Below are 20957 nucleotides of genomic sequence, written 5' to 3' on the forward strand. Positions count from 1 at the left end.
GTCATGGCCAAGCACGTTGCGGTTCTCTATGGCGGCTGGTCGGCGGAGCGGGAGGTCAGCCTGGCCTCCGGGCGCGCCTGCGCCAAGGCGCTCGAGGAGCGAGGTTACAAGGTCACCCCCATCGACGTGCAGCCGGACATCGCCACCGTTCTGCAGGCAACGGCGCCGGATGTGGTCTTCAATGCGCTTCACGGGCGCGTCGGCGAGGATGGGACGATCCAGGGCCTGCTCGAAATCCTTCGTATTCCCTATAGTCACTCTGGAGTCCTCGCCTCTGCGCTCGCCATGCAGAAGGATCGCGCAAAGGTCGTCATGGCTGCTGCCGGCGTGCCGGTTCCGCACGGTGTCGTCGTTAACCGTTTGGATGCGGCGCGGAGCCACGTGCTCCCGGCTCCCTATGTGATCAAACCGGTCAACGAGGGCTCCTCGGTCGGGGTCATCATCGTGCGCGAGGAGCGCAGCCACCCGCCTCAGGAGCTGCTTCGGGAGGACTGGGCGTTCGGCGAGAAAGTCCTTGTCGAATCATACGTTGCGGGCCGCGAACTCACCTGCGCCGTCATGGGCGACAGACCCCTCGGCGTCATCGATATCCGGCCGGCTACGGGCGTCTTCTATGACTATGACGCAAAGTACGCGAAGGGGGGCTCCATTCACGTCCTCCCGGCAGAAATTAAACCGAATATTTACCAAAAGGTTCAAGAGTTGGCGTTAACGGCGCATCAAGCGCTCGGCTGTCGGGGAATCAGTCGCGCCGACTTACGGTATGACGATACACCCGGTGGAACCGGGGAACTCGTTGTCCTTGAGGTCAACACGCAACCCGGAATGACCGAGACGAGCTTGGTGCCAGAACTGGCAGCCCACGCGGGCTATTCGTTTGGCGAGCTTGTGCAATGGATGGTGGAGGACGCTACCTGCAACCGATGACGGCCTACCGGGCCGGCTCTCCGGTTGCGCGCGCGACAGCCGCCGAATCGCGCAGGCCGGGCGCCTCGCGATTCGGTTTCTTCAGCAAGTTTCGCCCTAGCCGCAGCGTCAGGCGCCGCGGCAGTCGTCAGCCGATCGAGCGCCGCATCCCACGGTATCTCGGCACCGTGCTGACGTTGGGATTCTTTGGTGCCGTGGCCGTGACCGGTCTCTGGCAAGGCGGCCACCTCAACGACTTCATTCGCCAGAACGGCGAGCCGCATCATGCCCTCGCACGCTTCTTCGGGCTTGGCCTCGAGCAGATCACCATCTCTGGAATCTCGCAGATGCGGGAGTCGGAAGTGCTTGCGGCGGCCGGTCTCGACTCCAAGCTGTCCCTGGTCTTCCTCGACGTTAACGGAGTGCGCGAGCGTCTCGAGCGCGTACCGATGGTCAAGAGCGCCACCGTGCGCAAGCTTTACCCGAACGAGCTCGTGATTGGACTGACCGAGCGCGAGCCGTATGCGATCTGGCAGCTCAAGGGCGAGCTCTTCGTCATCGCGGCGGACGGGACGGTCATCGACCTCATGCAGGATGCGCGCTACGCCGATCTTCCCTTCGTCGTCGGCGAAGAGGCGAACAAGCGGAGCAAAGACTATGTGGCGCTGCTCGAAGCCGCAGGTCCCCTGAAGGGCCGCATCCGCGCGGGCATGATGGTGGCCGGGCGCCGGTGGAATTTGAAGATGGACAACGGCATGGACGTGAGCCTGCCGGAACTCGGCGCGGCGGACGCGGTGGCGCGGCTCGTGAAGCTCGAGCGTGAGCAGAGGATCCTGGAAAAGGATGTGCTGGCGGTCGATCTGCGCATGGCCGATCGGGTTGTCGTCCGTCTGACCGAGGAGGCGGCTTCGGCACGGGCCGAAGCCTTGAAGAAGAAGCCGGTGCGCGGCAAGGGAGTCGAAACATGAGTCGCTCGGGTCATGGTCTGACACCGCGCATGAAGCCGTTGTCCGCGCGCAAGAGTGCCATTCTGTCGGTCCTCGATATCGGGACCAGCAAGGTCGTGTGCGTCGTGGCGGAGCTGAAGCCCGCCGACGAGATTGAGGCCTTGCGCAGCCGCACCCATGTGGCGCGCATTCTCGGAATCGGACACCAGCGCTCCGTTGGACTCAAGGGTGGCGTGATCGTCGATCTGGAGGCTGCCGAGACCTCGATCCGCCAGGCGGTGCATGCAGCCGAGCGCATGGCGAAAGTCGAGATTCAGTCCGTGATCGTCAATCTCACGGGCGGCCGGCTCGCCTCGGAGCATTTCGAAGCGCACGTTCCGGTGCGCGGTGCAGTTGGCCCCGGCGATGTGCATCGGGTTCTCGACATTGCAAGCAGCTATGATCCGCGGCGGGGCAGGGCGGTCCTGCATGCCCTTCCGACGGGATTCTCGCTCGATGCGCAGAATCATATCGTCGATCCGGCCGGCATGATCGGTGAGCGTCTGGGCGTCGATCTGCACGTGGTTTCGTCCGAGGCTGCTGCGGCGCGCAACCTGATGCTCGCTGTCGAGCGTTGCCATCTCAGTGTTGAAGCCGTCATCGCAACGCCCTATGCGGCCGGTCTGTCGGCTCTCGTCGACGATGAAGCCGATATGGGCTGCGCCGTCGTCGACATGGGCGGCGGAACGACCAGCGTCGGTATTTTCATGAACGGCCATCTGGTGCATACCGACGCGATCGCAGTCGGCGGACACCATGTGACCATGGATCTCGCGCGCGGCTTGACGACGCGCGTGTCGGCCGCGGAGCGACTGAAGACGCTCTATGGTTCGGCGATCACATCGAGCGCGGACGATCGCGACATGATCGCCGTTCCGCAGGTCGATGAAGACGAACGTGATGTTCCCAACCATCTGCCGAAGTCGCATTTGGTCAGGATCATCAAGCCGCGGGTCGAGGAGATCCTCGAACTCGCCCGTGACCGGCTTAAATCGGCGGGGTTCGCCGCGCAGGCCGGTCGGCGCGTCGTGCTGACAGGTGGCGCGAGCCAGCTCGTCGGATTGCCGGAAACGGCGCGGCGCATCCTTCAGGGTCAGGTCCGTGTCGGGCGTCCGCTCGGCATCAAGGGGTTGCCCGAAGCTGCCAAGGGGCCTGCCTTTTCGGCGGTGGTCGGCCTGCTGGTTTATCCGCAGGTGGCACATATCGAGTATTTCGAGCCGCGCTCCGGCGGCTTGTTTCAGAGTACGGGAACCGACGGCTACATCTCCCGCGTGGGCCGCTGGATTCGCGATAGTTTTTAGATGCGTAAGGCGGTGGCGCGGCGGCCATCGCCTAGAGTTCAAGTTAACCAAGGGTAAGCGTCGGCCGAACGCTGTGGTAAATAAGGCCAAAGAGGCAAACAGGTCATGGCTATCAATCTGCAAGCTCCGGATATCCGGGAACTCAAGCCACACATCACGGTGTTCGGCGTCGGCGGCGCTGGCGGCAATGCTGTGAACAACATGATCGAGTCTGGGCTCCAGGGCGTCGAGTTCGTGGTTGCGAACACCGATGCGCAGGCTCTCGCCTCGTCGAAGGCCGACCGCATCGTTCAGATGGGCATTCAGGTAACGGAAGGCCTGGGCGCCGGCTCGCAACCGGAAGTCGGACGCGCGGCCGCCGAAGAGGTGATGGACGAAATCCGCGATCAGCTCGCCGGCTCGCACATGGTGTTCATCACCGCCGGCATGGGCGGCGGCACCGGCACCGGTGCTGCTCCGGTCGTGGCGCGTGCTGCCCGCGAACTCGGCATCCTGACCGTCGGCGTCGTCACGAAGCCCTTCCAGTTCGAAGGCGTTCGCCGCATGCGTCTCGCAGAGGCCGGCATCAACGAGCTGCAGCAATCGGTCGACACGCTCATCGTCATTCCCAACCAGAATCTCTTCCGCGTCGCGACGGAGAAGACGACCTTCGCGGATGCTTTCGCGATGGCGGACCAGGTGCTCTATTCGGGCGTTGCCTGCATCACCGACCTGATGGTGAAGGAAGGCCTGATCAATCTCGACTTCGCCGACGTCCGCTCGGTCATGCGCGGCATGGGCAAGGCGATGATGGGCACGGGCGAATCGTCCGGTGAGAAGCGCGCCATCCGGGCGGCGGAGGCGGCGATCGCCAACCCGCTCCTCGACGACGTGTCGATGAAGGGCGCCCGCGGCCTGCTGATCTCCATCACGGGCGGCAACGACCTGACCCTCTATGAACTCGACGAGGCGGCGACGCGCATCCGCGAGGAAGTGGATCAGGACGCCAACATCATCCTGGGCGCGACGTTCGACGAAAGCCTCGAGGGCATCATCCGCGTGTCGGTGGTCGCGACCGGCATCGACCAGGTCCAGGCCCCCACGGCTGTCGATCTGACATCGACGGAGCAGCGGATTTCGGAAGTGGCCGAGCGCCTGCGCGCCGAGGCCCGCGCCCGGGCTTCGCAGACCCAAGCCGTCCCGACCTTTCGCGCCACCGCCCCAGCCGAAACGGTGAAGGCGGTTCCCTCTGCCATCGAGACCGCTCCCGCTCCGGTCGCCGCCCCGACCTACGCCTCCCTCGCGACCCCGGTCGTGGAGCCCGCTCCCCAGCCGGTCGTCCGCGACGACGTGGTCCTGACGCCGACTCAGCCGAAGCAGGCGATGGCCTACGAGGCACCTGTCGCGGTTGAACCGGCCTATCACGACGAACCGATCGCGCAGGGCGCCTTCATTCCGCCGCAGCCCGAGCGGGCCATGCGTCCTGCCCGGATGCCGCGCATCGACGAGCTGCCGATTCCGGCCCAGAATCAGATCCGCGCCAGCCGTGGCGAGGAGGCTCCGCACGACACGAAGCGGATGTCCCTGCTCCAGCGCCTGGCCACGGTGGGATTCGGCCGTCGGGACGAGCATTCCGCGCCGGTCGCAGAGCCTGCTCCTCAGCGGCAGGCACCGGAAGGGCCACGGCAGCAGATGTCGCCGGTTCACGCGGAATATGCCAAACGGCCTGCCGCGCCGCAGGGCTACCGCACGGCCCAGGGGCATCCGGACCAGCCGCGTATGCCGGCCGCGCCGCGGAGCGCCGAGGACGATCAGCTGGAAATTCCGGCCTTCCTCCGCCGCCAGGCGAACTAGCCAGCGCATTACTGTTAACAAATCGGAGCCCCCGGCCGACAGCGGCCGGGGGCTTTTTAATAATTTGTTTACTTTTCAAAGACTTGCGAATTGTCGAGTTTGTAACAGACGGTAAAAAAGCGTGATTTGGCCTAGCCTAGCCTGCGACCTATGTTCCCTTCAGTTCAAAGCGGGATTCGTCAGAAGCCTGCGGGGGTCAGAAACAGTAACAGCGGGCGCTCGACGCCAAGGCGGAACACCGCCGACGTCGAGACGCTCGAGGTTGAGTGAAGATGAAGCAGAGCCAACAAACCACGCTGCGTGCCGCCGTCGCTCTCACCGGAGCCGGTGTCCATTCCGGAGACGAAGTTAAGATCGTTCTCCATCCGGCGGAGGTGAATCATGGCATCGCTTTCCTGCGTACCGGCCTTCCCGGAGGGCTAGAGCGTCTGATCGATGCGCGCCATCTGGCGGTGACCGCCACCGAGCTCTGCACGGTGATCGGTGATCGTGAAAGTGGCGCCGTGGCGACGATCGAGCACCTGATGGCCGCCCTGTCCGGCCTCGGGGTGGACAATGTCCTGGTCGAGATCGATGGTCCGGAAGTGCCGATTCTCGATGGCAGCTCCGCTCCCTTCATCGATGCCATCGATCAGGTCGGCCTCGTGGTCCAGTCCTCGGCCCGTCGATATCTCAAGGTTCTCAAGCCGGTCCGCGTCAATCAGGGCAAGGCCTTTGCCGAGCTCCTTCCCAATGACCGGGTCTTCCGTCTCGACGTCGAGATCGATTTCCCGACGCCGGTCATCGGCCGTCAGCGCAAGGCTGTCGATCTGTCGCCAGCGGTCTTCCGGAAGGACATCTCCCGCGCCCGCACCTTCGGTTTCATGCGGGACGTGGAGAAGCTGTGGAGCGCAGGCTTCGCCCTCGGCGCTTCGTTGGAGAATACGGTCGCCATCGGCGATGACGGCGTGATGAATCCCGAGGGGCTGCGTTATGGCGACGAGTTCGTGCGCCACAAGATCCTCGATGCGGTCGGGGACCTCTCCCTCGCCGGTTTCCCGCTGCTCGGCACCTATCGCTCCTATTGCGGCGGTCACCGCCTGAACTTCTCCGTTCTGGAGGCTCTGTTCTCGAGCCGCTCCAACTACGCCATCGTGGATGGCGGAGTGCGGCGGGAGACGGGGTATGCCGAGCTTGGCAGTGGCGTTGCTATGCCGGCTTTCGCTCCCGACGTTCACTAAGCTTAAAGTTGCTCCTGCGATCTTGGCGTCGTTCCGGCGAACGGCGCCCTTTGGCCGCAGGATTTTAGTGCATGTTCCCCAAGCCGCCTGGGTAAAGCCTGACGGAAGGGTTGGCGCTTTGCCTGCTCATAGGTTAAAGAGCCTTCGATGCACCGTTACAACCCGGGCACTATTTTCGGAGGACCGCGAGGCATGTCTTTCGCGAAGGCTTATTCAGGATTGAAAGATGGCGCTGTTCGCGCGCTGATGTTCGGCGTCTGCGGCTTGGCCGTTGCGGGCTGCGATACCCTCTCGTCGTTCAATCCGTTCGACAACAGCGAAAAATACAAGCCGGAAGTTGTGGCCACGGCGCCCGCCGAGCAGATCTACAACGACGGTCTCGCCCGCGTTCAGAAGAAGGACTATGAGGGCGCGGCTAAGAAGTTCTCGAGCCTTGACAAGCAGTACCCATTCTCCGATTGGGCCCGCAAAGGGCTGATCATGGAGGCCTATGCCAATTACGAGGGCGGCCTCTACGAGGAATCCATCACGGCCTCGAAGCGCTATCTGCAAATGCATCCGGCCACACCGGATGCGGCCTATGCGCAGTATCTCCTGGCATCGTCGTATTATGACCAAATTCCGGATATCACCCGCGATCAGGAGAAGTCGCAGCGCGCTCTGCTCGCTCTGCAGGAGCTGATCCAGCGTTATCCGACGTCGGAATATGTGGCGGACGCGAAGAAGAAGATCCAGGTCGCCAGCGATCAGCTGGCCGGCAAGGAGGTCGAGATCGGCCGCTTCTATCTCCAGAAGCGTAATTATTCCGGCGCCATCAACCGTTTCCGCACGGTCGTGGGGCAATATCAGACCACTCGCCATGTGGAGGAGGCGCTCGAACGTCTCGCCGAGGCCTATATGGCCATGGGTATCGTCGACGAAGCGCAGACAGCCGCTGCGGTTCTTGGACACAACTTCCCTGACAGTCCCTGGTACAAGGACGCCTACGCATTGCTGACCAAGGGCGGCGTCGAGCCGCGCGAGAATTCCGAATCCTGGATCAGCAAGGCCTTCCGCGGCGTTCCCCAGGTCGGTCAGCGGGCGGGGTAAGCCTCATCTTCCATGCTCATCCAGCTGGCGATTCGCGACATCGTCCTCATCGACAAGCTCGAGCTCCACTTCCGTGAGGGCCTCAGCGTCCTCACGGGTGAGACCGGAGCAGGAAAATCCATCCTGCTCGATGCCTTTGCGCTGGCGCTCGGCGGGAGAGGCGATGGCAGCCTCGTCCGGCACGGCGAGGCGCAAGGCCAAGTCACGGCAGTCTTCGACTGCCCCATGGATCATCCAGCGCGTCGGATCGCTGCCCAGGCGGATATCGATATCGACGGGGATCTGATTCTTCGTCGGGTCCAGGTGGCGGATGGCCGGACACGCGCCTTCGTCAATGATCAGCCGGTCAGCGTGCAGGTGCTCAAAGCCATCGGGACCGCCCTGGTCGAAATTCATGGCCAACATGATGACCGGGCGCTCGTCGATCCGGTGACCCATCGGGCCATTCTGGACGCTTTCGGCAACCTTTCGGGCGAGGCTCAGGCCGTCACCGAAGCTGCCCGCCGGGTTCGCGATGCCCGGCAGGCATTGCAGGAGCATCGCGCCCGGATCGACAAGGCCCGCAAGGAGGCCGACTTCCTACGTCACGCTGTCGAGGAGCTGAGCAAGCTCGCACCGCAGGCAGGGGAGGAGGAGGCGCTGTCGGAGCGGCGTATCCTCATGATGCAGGCAGAAAAGGTGGCGACCGACCTCAACGAGGCGTTCGACGCCGTTGCCGGATCGTCGTCGCCCGTGCCGACGCTTTCGGCCGCCGTGCGCAAGTTGGAGCGGCGCAGCGCCCAGGCTCCGTCCCTAGTCGACCCGAGCGTCCGCGCCCTGGATGCCGCCCTCGTGGCCATCGACGAGGCACGTGCGGCCCTGGAGGAGGCGATCCGCGCCGCCGAGTTCGATCCGCGCGAATTGGAGCAGACGGAAGAGCGCCTTTTCGCCCTGCGCGCCGCTGCCCGCAAATACGACGTCCCTGCCGATGATCTCGCCGCCTTGCGCGCCCGTTTCGTAGAGGATGTGGCGGCCATCGATGCGGGCGAGGAAAAACTCGTGGATCTTGAGGCCGTCCTCAAGGCGGCCGAGCAGGCTTATGTGGCGGCTGCAAAAGTTCTCACAGCCGGCCGTCGCAAGGCCGCCAAAGCTCTCGATGCCGCAGTCCAGGCAGAATTGCCGCCCCTGAAGCTGGAGCGGGCCCGCTTCATCACCGAAATTCAGACAGACGAGGAAAGCCGTGATCCGAACGGCTTCGATCGGGTCGAATTCTGGGCGCAGACCAATCCGGGTACCAAGCCCGGTCCCCTCATGAAGGTCGCGTCAGGCGGTGAGCTGTCCCGTTTCATGCTGGCCCTCAAGGTCGTCCTTGCCGACAAGGGATCGGCTCCGACCCTGGTCTTTGACGAAATCGACACGGGTGTCGGCGGCGCCGTCGCCGATGCGATCGGGCAACGCCTTGCCCGGCTGGCACAGGGCGTTCAAGTCATGGCAGTCACGCACGCGCCCCAGGTCGCCGCCCGGGCGGGCAGCCACTTCCTGATTGCGAAGGAAGGCGTGCGCGGCTCCGATCGTGTCGCGACGCGGGTCATTCCCCTCGACGATGGTCCCCGCCGCGAGGAGATCGCCCGCATGCTCGCCGGCGCCACCATCACCGAGGAAGCCCGCGCGGCGGCAGCCCGCCTGCTCGCAGCGGCGGTGCATTAGCCTCTTCACATCGCGCTTCCCCTGGAGACTCTCGCCGGGGGCGCTATGGTTTCATCGTCTCTCACGTCGATTCGAACATGGCCTGGCAAAAAACCTCCTCGGACACCCCCGTCGATCAACTCTCCTTCGTGAAGGCTCAGGCCGAGCACGAGGAACTCGGGCGCGAAATCGCCGAGCACGACAGGCGCTATTATGAGGAGGACGCACCGACGGTTTCGGACGCGGAGTACGATGCGCTGCGCAAGCGCTACGAGGCCCTCGAAGCGCAGTTCCCGGAGCTGACGACCACCGAGAGCCTGACGCAGAAGGTCGGCGCGAAAGCATCGGAGAAATTCGCCAAGGTGCGGCACCGCGCGCCGATGCTGTCGCTGGCCAATGCCTTTGAAGACGAAGTGATTGTCGAGTTCGTCGAGCGGATCCGGCGCTTTCTCCATCTCAAGCCCGATTCGGAATTGCTGTTCACCGCAGAGCCGAAGATCGATGGCCTGTCCTTGAGCCTGCGCTACGAGGAAGGGCGGCTTGTCAGCGCGGCCACTCGCGGCGACGGCACCGTCGGTGAGGACGTGACGGCCAATGCCCGCACGGTTCACGATATCCCGCACATCCTGAAGGACGGAAAGGTGCCGGATGTCTTCGAGGTCCGGGGGGAGGCCTATCTCTCTCACAAGGATTTCGCGGCGATCAACGAGCGCCAGGAAGCTGCCGGCAAGCCGCTTTTCGCCAATCCCCGCAACGCGGCTGCTGGCAGCCTGCGTCAGCTCGATCCGGCGATCACCGCGTCACGCCCGCTCAGGTTTTTTGCCTATGCATGGGGCGAGATCAGCGCCATGCCGGCAAACACGCAGTATGGCATGATCCAGGCGTTCCAGCATTTCGGGTTCAAGACCAATCCACTGACGCGCCTGTGCGCGAGCGTCGAGGAATTGCTGGCGCATTATCACGCCATCGAGACGGACCGCGCCAATCTCGGCTACGACATCGACGGCGTCGTCTACAAGGTGAACGACCTCGGGCTTCAGACGCGGCTCGGCTTCGTGTCGCGCTCGCCCCGCTGGGCGCTGGCCCATAAGTTCCCGGCACAGCAGGCCGTGACGGTGCTGGAGGATATCGAGATCAATGTCGGGCGCACCGGTTCCCTCAACCCTATCGCCAAGCTGAAGCCGGTCACCGTCGGCGGCGTCGTCGTCTCGAACGCCACCCTCCACAACGAGGATTACATCAAGGGCATCGGTGGCGACGGCCAGCCGATCCGCAACGGGGTCGATATCCGTATCGGCGACACGGTCGTGGTGCTGCGCGCTGGCGACGTGATCCCGAAGGTGCTCGACGTGGTGCTCGACAAGCGCCCGCCGAACGCCAAGCCCTACCATTTCCCGACGATCTGTCCCGCCTGCGGCAGCCATGCCGTGCGCGAGGTCAACCCGCGGACCGGCAAGGAGGATTCGGTTCGCCGCTGCACCGGCGGCCTCATCTGCCCGGCGCAGGCGCGGGAGCGGCTCAAGCATTTCGTTTCCCGCAATGCCTTCGATATCGAGGGATTGGGCGGGCAGCGGATCGAGGAGTTCTACGACGAGGGCCTGATCCGGGGGCCGCAGGATATCTTCACCCTGGAAGCCCGCAATGCCCGCAGCCTTCAGAGGCTGGAGAACCGGGAAGGGTGGGGCGCGACCAGCGTCAGGAACCTCTTCGCAGCCATCGAGGCGCGGCGGACGATTCCGCTTAACCGCTTCATCTTCGCTCTCGGCATGCCGCATATCGGCGAAACATCGGCCCGCATCCTGGCTCGCCATTTCGGAACCTTCGAGGCGCTGCGCGAAACCGCGAAGGCTGCCGCCGACCCGACCTCGGAGGCGCATGCGGAACTGACCGCCATCGGCGGAATCGGCCCGGTGGTGGCCGAAGCCATCGTCGAGTTCTTCAAGGAAAAGCATAACGAGGAGATGCTCGACGCCCTTCTTGCGCAGGTCACGACGGTGCCGATCGAGGCGGCGGCGACCAGCTCTCCCGTGGCCGGCAAGACCGTGGTCTTCACCGGCTCGCTCGAGCAGATGACCCGCGAGGAGGCGAAGGCCATGGCGGAGCGCCTGGGGGCCAAGGTTGCAGGCTCGGTGTCCAAGAAGACCGACATCGTGGTGGCTGGGCCCGGGGCTGGGTCGAAGCTCGACAAGGCCAAGGAGTTCGACGTCCAGGTCCTCGACGAGGACGGCTGGTTTGAACTGGTCGGACGTCCTTGAGACTCCTGTACAAGACGGGACGGGCTACCTGTGGCAGAATATGAGCCATGACGGTCATCAGTCCGGAGTATTCGCTCGATCCTGATCAGCGTGCCGCAGGCGACGTGACGCATTTCTGGCGGGTGCCGCGCCATCGCGGCCTCGAATGCCTGCGCGCGATCTTCCGGCGCCATGCCTATGCCCGCCACAGCCACGAGACCTATGCGATCGCGGCGGTTTCGTCCGGCTGCGAGACGTTCTACTACCGGGGCGAGCAACACTATGCCGCCCCCGGCACGGTCGCGGTGGTTTGCCCCGACGAGATCCACGATGGTGCGCCCTACGGCGACGGTTTCGAATACAGGACGTTCTATCCGTCCGCGGAGCTGATGCGAGAGATTGCCGAGGACGTGACCGGCCGACCGATCTTCTCCCCGCCTTGGTTCGCCCGGGCAGTTATTCCGGATCCGGAATTGGCCCAGGCCCATGCGCAGCTTCATGCCTGCCTGTGTCACGACGATGTGCGGACGTCGGAGATGGAGCAGGACGTCCGGCTCGTGGAATACCTCTCCGTCCTCATCGCCCGATGGGCGGATGTCGATGCGCCTCGGCCGGCCCGCTATGGGCCGAAGGGTATTGCCCGGGTTCGGGACTATCTCGACGCCCACCTTGGGCAGGAGGCGGAGCTCTCGGACCTGGCGGTCATGGCGGGGCTGTCGCGCAGTCATTTCATCCGTGCCTTCCAGAAGGAAACCGGGTTGACGCCGCACGCCTATCTTCTCGACCGGCGATTCCGCGCGGCGCGGCGTCTGCTGGAGCGGGGCGAGATCCCGAGCGCCGTTGCAGCCACCTGCGGCTTTTTCGACCAGAGTCATCTCAATCGGGTCTTCAAGGCCCGCATGGGCATCACGCCGGGCGCCTACCGGGCCGCCTGAACGAGACTTTCATCCAAGACGCGCCGTGTCCTTTCCGGCATAAGGGCCGAAACGGATACGACCATGGATCAACCCAATCCTCTCAAGACCTCCTATCGACGCGACGCCAGGGCGGGGCTGCGCGACATTGCGCCCGCAGCGATCGCCGCCATCCCGATCGGCCTTCTCTTCGGCGCCGTCGCTATCACCAAGGGGCTTTCTCCGGCCGAGGTGGCGCTGATGTCCGCGCTTGTCTTCGCGGGCGGGGCGCAATTCGCTGCCATCGAGAGCTGGGTCAGTCCGGCGCCGATTCTTGCGCTTGCCTTCGGCACGTTCCTCATCAACGTGCGGCACGTGCTGATGGGAGCCTCGCTGTCTCCCAAGATAGGGCTGAGTAGAACCGAGAAATTCGTCGGCTTCTTCTTCATGACGGACGAGTCGTGGGCTCTGTCGGAGCGTCGAGCCCTCGACCGGCCGGTGACCGGCGCCTATTGGGCAGCGATGGCGGTCACGCTCTATGCGAACTGGGTCGTCTCGACGACGCTTGGAGCCGTCCTCGGCTCTTTCCTGGGCGATCCAGCGCGGTTCGGAGCGGATTTCGCCTTCACGGCGCTCTTTATCGGCCTCGTCGCGGGCTTCGGGCGCAGCCGGGTCACGCTGGTGACGGTGGGCGTCAGCGCCGCGGTCTCGGCCCTTGTCCATCATTTCATCGGCGCACCCTGGCATGTGGCCTCCGGTGCGCTTGCGGGAATTGCCGCCGCCTATCTGGCGGCCGGGAAGGATGCTCGGTCATGAGCATGGATACGACCACCCTTCTCGCCATCCTCGCCATGGCGGTGGTGACTTACTTCACCCGTGTCGCAGGTCTGCTGGTTGCGGATCGACTGGCGCTGACCGGTCGTGCCAAGGCCGCTTTCGATGCCATTCCACCGGCCGTGCTCGTCGCCGTGATTGCGCCGACCGCGCTCACGACCGGATGGGCGGAGGCCCTGGCTGCAGCGATCACGGCCTTCGTAGCCTTCCGCCTGCCGCTTCTCGCGACAATCATCGTGGGCGTCGTGTCCGTCGTGGTGCTGCGACATTTCATGTGATGCAGCGTGTCATTCCGGGGCCGCGTAGCGGCCCCCGGAACCCATAATCGCCAGCCGTCCAGAATAGATCGCAACGGTAACCGCTGCATTCTATCCAGCTAAGCCAGTGGTTATGGGTTCCGGGCTTGCCTAAAGGCAACCCGGAATGACGGTAGTGTCGGGATAAGCCTCAGTTCAGAGGCCTCGTCGCCTGCTCGAACCAATCCCGCGTCTCGCCCGAGAGCTGCGGGCCGATCTTCTCGCGGACCTGCGCATGATAGTTGTCGAGCCACGCGACCTCATCGGCGGTCAGCAGCGACGGTTCGATGAGGCGCAGGTCGATGGGCGAGAAGGTCAGCGTCTCGAAGCCGAACATCTCCCGGTCGCCGCCCGGAATCGTGCGTGGCTCCACGAGGATCAGGTTCTCGATGCGGATACCGTAATCGCCCTTCTTGTAGAAGCCCGGTTCGTTGGACAACATCATGCCGGCCTCGAGAGCCGTGGTTCCCGTCTTGGCGATGCGCTGCGGGCCCTCGTGCACCGACAGATAGCTGCCGATGCCGTGGCCGGTCCCGTGGTCGAAATCGAGGCCCGCCTCCCAAAGAGGCTGACGGGCGAACGAGTCGATCTGCGCACCGCTCGTCCCTTTCGGGAAGACGCAGCGGGCGATGGCGATATGGCCCTTCAGGACACGCGTAAAGCGGTCCTTCATTTCGGCGGTAGGCTCGCCGACGATGATCGTGCGGGTGATGTCCGTCGTGCCGTCTTCGTATTGCGCGCCGGAATCGATCAGGAAGATCTGGTTGATCGCGATCGGGCGATTGCTCGACTTCGTCACCCGGTAATGAGGCAGGGCGGCGTTCGGCCCTGCTCCGGAAATTGACGGAAAGGAGACGTTCTTCAAAGCGCCCGTCTCGGCCCTGAAGGCTTCGAGCGCCTCGACGGCGTCGATTTCTGTCAGCTTCCCCTTCGGGGCCTCCCGGTCGAGCCAGGCGAGGAAATGTGCCACCGCGACACCGTCGCGAAGATGCGCCGAGCGTGAACCGGCAATTTCCGCCTGATTCTTCACGGCCTTCATGAGGCTGATCGGGTCGGCACCGACATCGACCGTGCCGCCTGCGGCTTCGATCCGCCTGATCAGCGCAACCGCGCCCGTTGCGGCATCGATGCGGACTTTTTCCTTGTCCGTGCCGAGCGTATCGAGGGCTCCGAGAAAATCCTTGATGTCGACGAAATCGGCAAGATCGCCGACGGCCGCGCCAGCCTCGTTCGTCATCTTGGCCGGATCGAAGAAGAGCTGGGCGCGGCCCTTCTTCGGCAGAATGGCGTAGCCGAGCGGGAGAGGCGTATGGCCGACATCGCCGCCGCGGAGATTGAACGTCCAGGCGAGGTTGTGAGGGTCGGAAATGACGAGGGCGTCGAGCTTGGCTTCCGCCATCTTGGCACGCACGCGCTCAAGTTTCGCCTCGGCGGTTTCGCCGGCATAGGCGAGGGGGTGCGGCCGGACGTGCGCCTGCGGCGGGGCAGGGCGATCGATCCAGATCACGTCCACGAGATTCATCTCGACCGGGGCGAGCTTGGCGCCAGCACGGGCAACGGCCTGCTTTAGCCGCTTTAGGCCGTCGCTGGTGTGAAGCCACGGATCGTAGGCAAAAACGGCACCCGCCGGTAGGTTCTCGGCCAGCCAGTCCTCGGGCGAGGTCTCAGCCAAGGGAACGGGTGTGATGACCGTGGTATCGACTTGCTCCGCCGCCTGCACGGTATAGCGGCCGTCGATCACGAGCGCCGCCTTGTCCTGGAGAATGATCGCCGTGCCGGCAGAGCCCGTGAAGCCGGTGAGCCAGGCCAACCGCTCGGCACTTTTCGGCACATACTCGCCCTGGTGCTCGTCGGCGCGTGGAACGATGAAGCCGTCATAGCCGCGGCGCGACAGCTCCGTGCGCAACTTCGCGATCCGCTCGGGACCTTGGGCGGGAGAGGTGGAATCGTCAAAACTCTGGAAGCGGGCCATACGATACGAAAACCGATCTCTGGAGAATACAGGCGGGCGACACGCTAGAGCGGTTTCAACCGCAACGGAACTGGTCGCGGTTGCCGCATCACGGATTTTTTCGGCTGGTCGGTGGGGCCGTTTCACGCAAAGCGGCTCGTCGCGGCAACGATGCACTCGGTCATGCCAGGGTCTCGTGCATCATGTCCGGCTTCGCCGACGACGATCAATTCGCTGCCGGGCCAGTGTTGCTGAAGCTGCCAGGGCACGATGAGGGGGCCGCCGATGTCCAGCCGGCCATGGATCAGAAATCCCGGGATCCCTGCCAGGCGGTTTGTCTCCCGCAACAGGATTCCATCCTCGAGCCATCCCTTGTGGCGCCAGTAATGGGTCACCAGCCGCGCGAAGCCGAGCCGAAAGGCCGGATCCTCGTATCGGGGGTGAGGTTTGTGATCGGGATGCACCGCGACGAGCGCCATCTCCCAATCGCACCAATCCCGTGCCGCCTTTTCGTGGATGTTGGGGGCCGGATGCATGAGGAGGCGGTGATAGGCTTCGACGAGACTGCCTGTGCGTTCTGCCTCGGGCAGGTTGTCACGAAAGCGCGCCCAGGCCCCTGGAAAGAAGACTCCAACCCCGCGGGTAATCCAGTCGATCTCCCAGGCGGTGGTGGTGGCGACGCTGAAGAGGATCAGCTCGCTCACTTGGTCTGGATGGCGTTCGGCATAAGCGAGGGCGAGGGTCGAGCCCCAGGATCCGCCCAACACCAGCCATCGTTCGATGCCGAGGCTCTGCCGCAGCCGTTCGATATCGGCGAGAAGGTGAGGCGTGGTGTTGGCGCTGAGGTCGGCGTTCGGAAGGCTTGCATGAGGCGTGCTGCGTCCGCACCCGCGCTGGTCGAACAGAACGATGCGGTAGGATTCTGGATCGAAGTACCGGCGTGCATTGACGGTGCAGCCGGAGCCAGGTCCGCCATGGAGGACGAGGGCCGGCTTTCCACCTGGGTTTCCGCACGTCTCCCAGTAGATGCGATGGCCATCCCCGACATCGAGCATGCCTGATTCGTGAGGTTCGATGGGCGGATATAGATAGGGCATGGTCTAGAACCTCGGAAGCCTCTCTACCGGCTCGTGAACGGGAGATTTCGTGATGCTCAGCGCAATGCAGGCATTCTCAAGAAAAACCAAGTCCCGGTCTGCGTGGAAGTCTTTAAGGCAATCCTCTGTCGGGAATGCCTAAACATGACGCGAATTGCACCCGATTTGCGCACGTGATGCATACAGGGTGGCTTTTACTTATTTTGAACTGCAAAAACGTCATGGCTCACATGCTTTTGCATGTCTCCTCAAGCAGGTCGAGCGAACTTAGCTATAGGGCAACGACATAACGAGGAACGTCGAAGGGTCATCACACCAACTTGGGAGATGAACCTATGGCCACCGCCACTCTTGTCCCCGCTGCAAGCGTCGGGACGTTGTCCCTCAATCTCGGTCTTCATGCCAGGCGCTTCATCAACGCGCTGATGGTCAGCCGAGCCTTCTCCGCCGAACGAATGCTGCGCCCGCACGGCGACACCCTCAAGGAACTCGCGTCACGTCATGGTCGGGCTTCAATGAACCTGACTCCTGACGCGTTCCTGCCGTTCAAGCTGTAAGGAGAAGACCGATGATCATTATCACCATCCTCAAGGCCGCTCACGACATCTACGTTGAGGCTCGGGCCCTCCGCAGGACACTGGCCAAGCGCTATCCGAACATCTCGTCGGAGTAAGGATCGAAGTGGCGGGGCTGCGGATGCGCGCCGCCCCGCTTCATTACGAGGGCAACCCAGCCCTCGCGGTCGTAGCGCCGCTCCAGATGCCAGCCTTGCGCCTCGTAGGCGGAGAGGACGCCCGGCACGTCGCGCCCGAGCAGTCCCGACAAGATCAGCGTGCCGTTTCGCGATGCCACGCGGGCGATCGAAGGAGCTAGAAGGCGCAGCGGCTTTGCCAGGATATTGGCGAAGATCAGGTCGAAATGGCCTGGCCGGTTGGCTAGGCCATTTTGTACGCCTGCACCGACATAGAGCTTCATCCAGGGATGAATCCCGTTCAGGCGGGCATTCTCATGCGCGACGCGGATCGCCTCGGGGTCGATATCTCCCGCAACCACTGGGCGCTTGAGGACCTTCGCCGCGGCGAAAGCCAGGATGCCTGTTCCCGTTCCCACATCAAGCACGTTGCGCGGCTTGCGCCGTTTCAGTTCGTCCACGAAGGCGAGAAGGCAGCTCTTGGTCGTGCCGTGATGGCCTGTGCCGAAGGCGAGAGCGGCCTCGATCTCAATCGACAGATCATTGGGCCGCCGTGTCTCGCGATCATGGGCGCCGTGAACGAGAATGCGCCCGGCGCGGACCGGGTTGAGCCCTTCCAGAGACGCCTTCACCCAATCCTGCTGCGCGAGAGGAAGAAAGACGCCTTCATCCGCCTGCCCACCGACGACTGGCCGGAGCAGATCGCGGATTGCCGTCTCGTTCGGCTCGCGAGCGAAATAGGCTTCCAGGAGCCAAGGCCCGTCCTCCTCCGTCTCGAAAGCCGCAACGGCGGTTTCCGTCGGATCGAAGATCTCGCCGATCAGTTCCGTCATGGCGCGGGCTGAGCGTTCGTCCGTGGTGATCCGGAAGATGTGGGTGGGACGGTTGGGGTGAAGTCCTTCGAGCATGAGACCGCTTGATGCATTCCTGGAAGAGACGGGAGCCGCCTCAAGAGGCGGTTGTCCATCGGTGTGAACCGCTCTAGCACCTCGCGGCGCCCGGGTCACCCGCCCGTCGGCTCTCAGGTCAAAGCCACGGCCACGGGCGTCGTGACGCTGGCAATGACCACACGATTGCGGCCGGTGCTCTTGGCCTCGTAGAGACCGATATCCGCCCGTTCGAAGACATCCTGGATGTCGCGATCAGCGTCGCTGGCGAGCGCACCGCCGACGCTGACGGTAACGGACAGCGTCCGGCCGTGATGGACCGGGCGAAGTCGCTCCACGGCAGAGCGGATCTGTCGTGCGATGATCTGAACGCTTTCACGGCTTGTATCACGCAGCAGGACGACGAATTCCTCCCCGCCGAAGCGACAGACCGTATCGGTCGACCTGAGCTGCCGCGTCAGGGCCTCGCCGATCGCCCGGATCACCTCGTCGCCGGCGGCGTGGCCGTAGGTGTCATTGACCCTCTTGAAATGATCAATATCCACGATCAGCACGGCGAGAAGCCGGTCGAACTGCTTGAACTGGGCGAAGGCTTCCTCTCCCAGGATATCGAAGCCGCGGCGGTTGAGAAGACCGGAGAGGGCATCGGTCTCGGCCAGACGTGTGAGCGTCAAGACTTCCTGCTCCCGCAGGGTGGAGACCTCCAGGACCCGCTTCTCCGCAGCGCCGGCGCGGCGAACGAGAGAGCGAAGGACCGCCGACAGGCGGACAATCTCCCGGGATCCTGTCCCGATAGGGGGAAGCGACACGGTCGGATCGCGACCAATCTTGTCGGTTGCGGCGATGATCGCCTGAAGAGGCTTGGAGACGCCCTGCGCGATGAACAGCGCAAAAAGGATTCCGAGCAGGGCGACCACGACGCAGAGGCCGAGGATGGTCCAGACGGCACTGCGCGCCGCCGTGAACGCCACATTGTCCTCCTGCCGCGAGATGGTGATCCATCCGAGGCCCGGATAGTCCCGATAGCCTTGGGAAATGGCGAAGCCGGTCAGCATTTTGTCATGTCCGTCGCCCAGCTCGAAGCAGCCGCTACCGTACTCCTTCATCCGTGCGATGAGCGTATCGGGAAGCGGCTTGGTCGTCCCCTCCGGCCCGAGAAGGACCGATCCGTCGCGCGCAAGGATCCAGATCGCTTCCGGTCTGACGATGCCACGTCGATTAAGGAGGATCTCAAGGCGCTCACGGGCCCAGTCCCAGTTGAGATGAGCACCGATGACGCCGATGAGCTTGCCGTTTTCGTCGTGAACGGGGGCCGAGAAATCCACGAAACGCGAGGGTTCATCCGATGAAGATGGGTGGAGAAGCTGATCGAGCAGCTTGGCTTCATGCACGTCCCCCACATAGGGTGCCTTCAGGCCCTCCTGGAACCATGGCTGTTCAGCGGCGGAAGCTCCTTCGAGAACACCTCGCGTCGATGCCTGGACTGTTCCATCCGGCGTGGCGAAGCCGATCCAGCTGTAATCGGGATAGGTCGCCTGGAGTTGCTCCAGGACCTGGCGGATGCTGTCGGGCTCACGGGTCCAGATCCCCTGGAGAGGACGCAGGCTGGCGATGTTGCGGATCTCCCGGTAACGCTCCGCCATACCGCGATCGAGGATGGCCGCCAGGGTCGAAGCCGTCTCCTCGGAATCGGCCATGATCTCTTGTTTCGTCCGCTCAAAGGCGATGTAGGACGCGCCGAAGGCCGCAACGCTGACGAGGACGAGACACAGCAGGCCGACAAGGAAGGTGATCTGCTGTCGCAGGGAAAGGCGGCGCATCATGATGAAAGACGAGCTCCCAACAGATTCCATTCCGGAAGCTGGGCCAGTTTCATGCCGTCGATCTCTCCTTCGACGAGGCTCGACATAGCATCCTTTTCGTACGCGCAAAACCCAGGCTGTGCTTGGAAAAAGGTCCTGCAGCAGCGGAATATCGTCGCGTTCTTCCGCGATTCAGCTTTGCGGAACCGGCTGAAGATCGGTCCGTTGTGCCCTCGTCCGGCCTGGGCACGCGATGACCCCTCCAGGCCACTATATCTCAACAGGAGTTCGACCATGCCTGGACGCCTTTTCAACAAGGTCGCGATCGTCACCGGTGCGGGCACTGGGATCGGCGAAGCAATTGCACTCAAATTTGCACAGGAGGGCGCCCGGCTGTTGCTTGTCGGCCTGCCCAACGATCCCGTAGATGACGTGGCGCGGCTTATCAACGGCGCCGGCGGCTTCGCCGAAGTTTATCTGGGCGATATCGCCGAAGAGCGTCATGCGGAGGCCGCGGTCGAGACCTGTATCAGCGCGTATGGCCGCCTCGACGTGCTCGTCAACAATGCCGGCGTGTTTCTCGCCGTCGCGGAGACGCAGGACTATCCGATCGACAAGTTCGACGAGACATTGCGTGACAATGTGCGGTCGGTCTTCCTCATGACGAAGTTCGCCCTCCCGCATTTGCAGGAGACACATGGCAATATCGTCGCGACCGGTTCGGAGGCAGGCATGATCGGCCATCCCAAGAATGCCATGTATGGCGGTACTAAAGCTTTCATCCACTCCTTCATTCGCGGCGTTGCCGGCGAGCAGGCTGCTTATGGCGTGCGTGCCAATTGCGTCTGTCCGGGACCCATCGATACGGCCTGGACGCACAAGTCGACGGGGCCGATGGACAGCGAACTCGCTTCCATGATCACGCAGGCAACACCCATGGGACGCCGCGGCACGCCCGAAGAGGTCGCGAACGTGTTCTGCTTCCTTGCGTCGGATGAAGCCAGCTATGTGACGGGCGCGCTCTACGCGGTGGACGGCGGCATCACGATCTCGAAGGGGCCTATGGGTGCCAAGGCTTCGTCGTTCTTCAAGAAGCAGCCGGAGGGCAGGCTGCCGACGCGCCATGCCCATGACGGCCTGAAGAACAAGGACTACGAGACCGTGACCTAGAGCATCGGACCCAAAAGTGGATTCCACTTTTGAGAGCCGATCCGATGCTCTCTTCTTTAAGCGGCGTATCGTAGAACGCAGAAAACCGGATCCACTTTTCTG

General features: G+C 63.5%; 17 protein-coding genes. 13 read left to right on the plus strand and 4 right to left on the minus strand.

All coding sequences use genetic code 11. The features are described 5' to 3' along the window. The first annotated feature begins 3 nt into the window (after positions 1-3). The 11 genes from K9B37_RS02795 (at position 4) to K9B37_RS02845 (ending at position 13239) form a co-directional block, all read left to right on the plus strand. Positions 4-927 (plus strand): D-alanine--D-alanine ligase, encoded by a 924-nt coding sequence (locus tag K9B37_RS02795; protein ID WP_224311283.1) that lies wholly within the window; start codon positions 4-6, stop codon positions 925-927. Continuing rightward, positions 894-1874: a cell division protein FtsQ/DivIB gene (locus tag K9B37_RS02800; RefSeq protein ID WP_224311284.1), complete on the plus strand. Its 981-nt coding sequence runs from the start codon at positions 894-896 to the stop codon at positions 1872-1874. Before K9B37_RS02795 ends, K9B37_RS02800 begins: the two co-directional genes overlap by 34 nt. Beyond that, positions 1871-3193 (plus strand): cell division protein FtsA, encoded by a 1323-nt coding sequence (gene ftsA, locus K9B37_RS02805; protein ID WP_224311285.1) that lies wholly within the window; start codon positions 1871-1873, stop codon positions 3191-3193. Before K9B37_RS02800 ends, ftsA begins: the two co-directional genes overlap by 4 nt. 105 nt (positions 3194-3298) lie before the next feature. Further along, positions 3299-5026 (plus strand): cell division protein FtsZ, encoded by a 1728-nt coding sequence (gene ftsZ, locus K9B37_RS02810; protein ID WP_224311286.1) that lies wholly within the window; start codon positions 3299-3301, stop codon positions 5024-5026. Positions 5027-5298: 272 nt separating this feature from the next. Beyond that, positions 5299-6246: a UDP-3-O-acyl-N-acetylglucosamine deacetylase gene (gene lpxC, locus K9B37_RS02815; RefSeq protein WP_224311287.1), complete on the plus strand. Its 948-nt coding sequence runs from the start codon at positions 5299-5301 to the stop codon at positions 6244-6246. Positions 6247-6492: 246 nt separating this feature from the next. Continuing rightward, positions 6493-7335 carry an outer membrane protein assembly factor BamD gene (locus K9B37_RS02820; RefSeq protein ID WP_439651679.1) on the plus strand — a complete coding sequence of 281 codons (843 nt, stop codon included), beginning with the start codon at positions 6493-6495 and terminating at the stop codon, positions 7333-7335. A gap of 12 nt (positions 7336-7347) precedes the next feature. Beyond that, positions 7348-9021 carry a DNA repair protein RecN gene (recN, locus tag K9B37_RS02825; RefSeq protein WP_224311289.1) on the plus strand — a complete coding sequence of 558 codons (1674 nt, stop codon included), beginning with the start codon at positions 7348-7350 and terminating at the stop codon, positions 9019-9021. 77 nt (positions 9022-9098) lie between these two features. Then, positions 9099-11255, plus strand: coding sequence for an NAD-dependent DNA ligase LigA (gene ligA, locus K9B37_RS02830; RefSeq protein ID WP_224311290.1), 2157 nt, complete (start codon positions 9099-9101; stop codon positions 11253-11255). A gap of 47 nt (positions 11256-11302) precedes the next feature. Then, positions 11303-12169, plus strand: coding sequence for an AraC family transcriptional regulator (locus K9B37_RS02835; protein ID WP_224311291.1), 867 nt, complete (start codon positions 11303-11305; stop codon positions 12167-12169). Positions 12170-12232: 63 nt separating this feature from the next. Next, positions 12233-12943: an AzlC family ABC transporter permease gene (locus K9B37_RS02840; protein ID WP_224311292.1), complete on the plus strand. Its 711-nt coding sequence runs from the start codon at positions 12233-12235 to the stop codon at positions 12941-12943. Then, positions 12940-13239, plus strand: a complete 300-nt coding sequence (locus tag K9B37_RS02845; protein ID WP_224311293.1) for an AzlD family protein — start codon at positions 12940-12942, stop codon at positions 13237-13239. Before K9B37_RS02840 ends, K9B37_RS02845 begins: the two co-directional genes overlap by 4 nt. 169 nt (positions 13240-13408) lie before the next feature. On the opposite strand, the gene K9B37_RS02850 is transcribed toward K9B37_RS02845, so the two are convergent. Together K9B37_RS02850 and pip are read right to left on the minus strand one after the other, a co-directional pair. Continuing rightward, positions 13409-15229: an aminopeptidase P family protein gene (locus K9B37_RS02850; RefSeq protein ID WP_224311294.1), complete on the minus strand. Its 1821-nt coding sequence runs from the start codon at positions 15227-15229 to the stop codon at positions 13409-13411. 122 nt (positions 15230-15351) lie between these two features. After that, positions 15352-16305 carry a prolyl aminopeptidase gene (gene pip, locus K9B37_RS02855; RefSeq protein WP_224311295.1) on the minus strand — a complete coding sequence of 318 codons (954 nt, stop codon included), beginning with the start codon at positions 16303-16305 and terminating at the stop codon, positions 15352-15354. 335 nt (positions 16306-16640) lie between these two features. Between pip and K9B37_RS02860 the strand changes: the two genes are divergently transcribed. Continuing rightward, the gene (locus K9B37_RS02860; protein ID WP_224311296.1) at positions 16641-16862 is read left to right on the plus strand and encodes a hypothetical protein; all 222 of its coding nucleotides are present in this window, start codon (positions 16641-16643) and stop codon (positions 16860-16862) included. A gap of 91 nt (positions 16863-16953) precedes the next feature. Here the strand turns inward: K9B37_RS02860 and K9B37_RS02865 are convergent, their stop codons facing one another. Both K9B37_RS02865 and K9B37_RS02870 read right to left on the minus strand, forming a co-directional pair. Beyond that, a complete protein-coding gene (locus K9B37_RS02865) occupies positions 16954-17904 on the minus strand; it encodes a 50S ribosomal protein L11 methyltransferase (protein WP_224311297.1) in 951 nt (316 codons plus the stop codon). A 113-nt stretch (positions 17905-18017) separates the two neighbouring features. Next, complete coding sequence (locus K9B37_RS02870; protein WP_224311298.1) at positions 18018-19706, minus strand: sensor domain-containing diguanylate cyclase; 1689 nt, start codon at positions 19704-19706, stop codon at positions 18018-18020. 273 nt (positions 19707-19979) lie between these two features. Here K9B37_RS02870 and K9B37_RS02875 point away from each other — a divergent pair, with 273 nt between their 5' ends. After that, entirely contained in the window at positions 19980-20855 is an 876-nt protein-coding gene (locus K9B37_RS02875) for an SDR family NAD(P)-dependent oxidoreductase (protein WP_224311299.1), read from the plus strand. The last annotated feature ends 102 nt before the right edge of the window (positions 20856-20957 follow it).

Origin of the sequence: Microvirga puerhi (assembly GCF_020089865.1) — a bacterium.
In the GTDB taxonomy this organism is placed as follows: Bacteria; Pseudomonadota; Alphaproteobacteria; order Rhizobiales; family Beijerinckiaceae; genus Microvirga; species Microvirga puerhi.